At 71.0% G+C, this 3,722-nt stretch carries 1 protein-coding gene; it reads right to left on the reverse strand.

Going from position 1 to position 3,722, the window contains the following annotated elements; all coding sequences use genetic code 11:
• Window positions 1–3,722 (reverse strand): DUF3418 domain-containing protein (locus tag HMPREF1136_RS00505; protein ID WP_009647340.1); only part of this gene is annotated, 3,722 nt, incomplete at both ends.

Consider the following 3,722-nt stretch of genomic DNA (forward strand, 5'->3'; position numbering starts at 1 on the left):
AGGACGGGGCCGTCGGTGAGCGCGCGGCGCGTGGGGGCAGCTGCGGTAGCGGTGCTGGGGGCATTGGTAGATGTGGCATCCGCACCGGTCGCGCCGGAAGCTGCGGCTCCCGCGTGACTCGCAGGGCTGGTGGCCGGGTTGAGCGCGGTCGCCGGGCTCGTGCCTGGCTGCGCAGCCGCGCCCCTCGAGCCTGCGCTGGTCGCGTCTCCCGCGCTCGCGAATGCCGAGGTCTGTTTCTTGGAACCCTTCGTGGCGTTTTTCTTCGGCGAGTTGCGCGTCGACAGCTTGCCCGACGTCGCGCCCCACGCAGCCAGGCGGCCCATTGCGGCATCCAGGCTCAGCGGGTCCGGCTCGTCGGACTGGGCGGTCTTCTTCCCGCCGCCCGCCCCGGTACCCGTTCGGGCTGGACCTGCGGAGTTATCCGCTGATGCTGCCACGGCCAGGGCCGGCTTGTCGCCCGCCTGCTCGATCCACCGCGCGACCGACGCGGCCACGTCCGGCGCGGGGGCCAGCAGGCGGCGCACGCCCTTGGGCAGGGCGCGGATCGCCTCGGTCAGCAGGTCCTCGCGCATGCCCGGCACCAGCCAGTCCGTGCCCTTATCGCTGACGCGTTCGAGCACCTCGATTGGGATGTGCATCGACACGCCGTCACGCGGGCTGCCCGGTGCGAACTCGTAGCTCAGCGCCAGCGATAGATCGCCGCACTGCCACCGATCCGGGAAGCCCTCGCCGGAGGTCGCCTCGCGCGGCATCAGCAGGGACGCCGGGTATATCAGCAGGTCGGGATGCTCCCGGCGCTCGTCCTTCCACCAGCGGTTGAACGCCGCCGCGCTGGTGACGTGCTCGGGGATCAGGTCGTCGAAGAAACGGAAGCGCGCCTGCTCGTCCGCGACGAGGCCGTGGGTGCGGCTACGGCGCTCAACCTCGCGCGCCTGCTCCACCAGGGCCTCGTTTCGGCGCTGGAAACCGTGCCTCTCCCTCCACTGGCCATCCACGAGGGCGTTGCGAATGAACAACTCGCGGGCCAGCTCGCGGGCCGTCGTGCCCTCGCGCGCGGCCGCCAGCTCCTCGAAATGACGCGGCTCAAACGACCCCGATGACAGCGGATCCTTCGACGCCGACACCAAGCCGGCCGCCAGCGCCTCCAGCGACCCCGCGCGCGGAGCGTGAGAGCGCGAGGCGGCCACGGCCTCGTCGATAACGAGGTCACCCAAGCGACCCAGCAGCACCTCGCGGTCCGCCGCCAGCGTCAGCCCGTAGAGGGTCACGCGCTCGCGGACCATCGCCGCGCCCTTCGCCACCGACCAGAACGGCTCCGAATACGAGCGCTTGAGCAGGCCGCGTGCCGCCGGCTCCACCCACTCCGGGCGGATGCGGGCCACCGTGCGCGCGAACAGGCGCGAGGTCTCCACGAGTTCCGCGGTCATCACCCACGCGGGGTGACCGCTCACGCCCGAGCCCGGCCAGATCGTGAAGTGCGTGCCGCGCGCGCCCTCGTAGTCGCGCTTTGTCTCGTCCCACGAGCCCAGGTAGGACAGCAGGCCGACCAGCAGTGAGCGATGCACCTGGTCCGCGTCCACGCTCGCCGGACCCTGCCCGTAAGCCAGGACTGCGCGTACAGCCGCGTCCTGCGCGCCGCCGAAGCGGGCGGCCTCCACGACGTCGCCCGTCGACGGCTCGCCCACAGGCCCCACGCCGATCCCCAGCGCGCGGGCCATCTGGCGCAGCTGGCCGACGACGTCGCGCCACTCGCGCCACCGCAGGTAGTGGAAGAACTCCGCGCGGCACAGGCGCCGGAACGCCGAGCCTGACAGGTCGCGTGCCTGCACCGCCAGGTAGCGCCACAGGTTCAGGTAGGTGATGAAGTCCGAATGGGGGTCCGCCAGGCGCGCGTGCGAGGCGTCGGCCGCGCCCTGGTGCTCGGCCGGGCGCTCGCGCACGTCCTGGATCGACAGGGCCGCCACGATGACAAGCACCTCCGAGGCGCAGCCCAGGCGCTCGGCCTCCAGCAGCATGCGACCCAGGCGCGGGTCGATCGGCAGGCGCGCCAGGTCCCGGCCGATGCCGGTGAGCCTGTACTGGGACGAGGCCGGGGTCGCGTCCTCGGCCCCACTGTCCTGCGCGAGCGCGCCGATCTCCACGAGGAGGGCCACGCCGTCGCGCACCGCGCGCCGATCCGGAGCATCCAGGAAGGGGAAGTCCTCGACGGCGCCCAGGCCCAGGGACGCCATCTGCAAGATGACGCTGGCGAGCGATGTGCGCAGGATCTCGGGTTCCGTGAAACGGGGGCGTGAAACATAGTCAGCCTGGGAGAACAGGCGGATCGCCACGCCCTCCGCGACGCGGCCGCATCGGCCCGCGCGCTGGTTCGCACTGGCCTGGCTGACCGGCTCGATCGGCAGGCGCTGCACCTTCGTCTTATTGGAATAGCGGGAAATGCGCGCCAAACCCGGGTCGATGACGTAGCGGATGCCCGGCACCGTCAGCGACGTCTCCGCGACGTTCGTCGCCAGGACCACGCGGCGCAGGCGGTGCGGCTCGAACACGCGATGCTGCTCGGCTGCCGTCAGCCGCGCGTACAGCGGCAGGATCTCAATGTCCCCGGGGTGTGCGCCTTTGTCGTCTCCCGCGCGCCGGCCTCGTCCCTTCAAATGGTCGAGGAGGGCCGCCTCCGTGTCGCGGATGTCGCGCTCACCCGGCAGGAAAACCAGGATGTCGCCGTCGCCCTCCGCGCTCAGCTCGTCCACCGCGTGGCAGATCGCGGTCTCCACGTCGATGTCCTCGCCCATGCCGTAGCCGAGCGTCGCCAGCTCGTCGTCCGGGTCCTCCAGGACCAGCTGCATGGGGCCGGACTCGGTGACGTCAGTGGTCTCGATGACTTCGATGGTCTCGTCCGCCTGCTGTGACGAGGCCTCGGACGTGTACGACGAAGGCGTCGTCGGGCCGAGCGGGCGGTAGCGGATCTCCACCGGGTACGTGCGCCCCGACACCTTGATGACCGGCGCGGGCTCGATCAGGCGGCCCGATCCGGGCGTCCCCTCCCACGTGCCGAAATGACGCGCAAAACGATCCGAATCGATCGTCGCCGACGTGATGATGACCTTCAAGTCCGGGCGCGCGGGCAGCAGGCGCGCCACGTACCCCAAAATGAAGTCGATGTTCAGGCTGCGCTCGTGGGCCTCGTCGATGATGAGCGTGTCGTAGCGGCGCAGCATCGGATCCGACTGAATCTCCGCCAGCAAGATGCCGTCCGTCATCAGCTTGACCAGGGTCGTGGGGCCGACCTCGTCCGTGAAACGCACCTGGTAGCCGACCACCTGGCCGCGCTCGCGGCCCACGGTCTGTCCCAGCTCGTGGGCGATGCGGTCCGCGACCGAACGCGCCGCGAGCCTGCGCGGCTGAGTGTGCCCGATCATGCCGGACACGCCGCGGCCCAGCTGCATGCAGATCTTCGGCAGCTGCGTCGTCTTACCCGAGCCGGTCTCACCCGACACGATGACCACCTGATGGTCGCGGATAGCGCGCGCGATCTCGTCGCGCCGGGCGCTCACCGGCAGGTCCGGAAATTCGATAACCGGGATCGCCGCGGCGCGCTCGGCTAGCTGCTCCGGCGTGAATGGCTTGAAGGGACGCGCGTGCTCGCGCTGCGGGCGGCGGCCCTCGCGGCTGCGGGTTTCGCGACTGTTGCCCCGGCGCTCCTGGCCCTGGGTGTGCTGGCCCCG

It is taken from the genome of Actinomyces sp. ICM47 (assembly GCF_000278725.1).
Lineage (GTDB): Bacteria > Actinomycetota > Actinomycetes > Actinomycetales > Actinomycetaceae > Pauljensenia.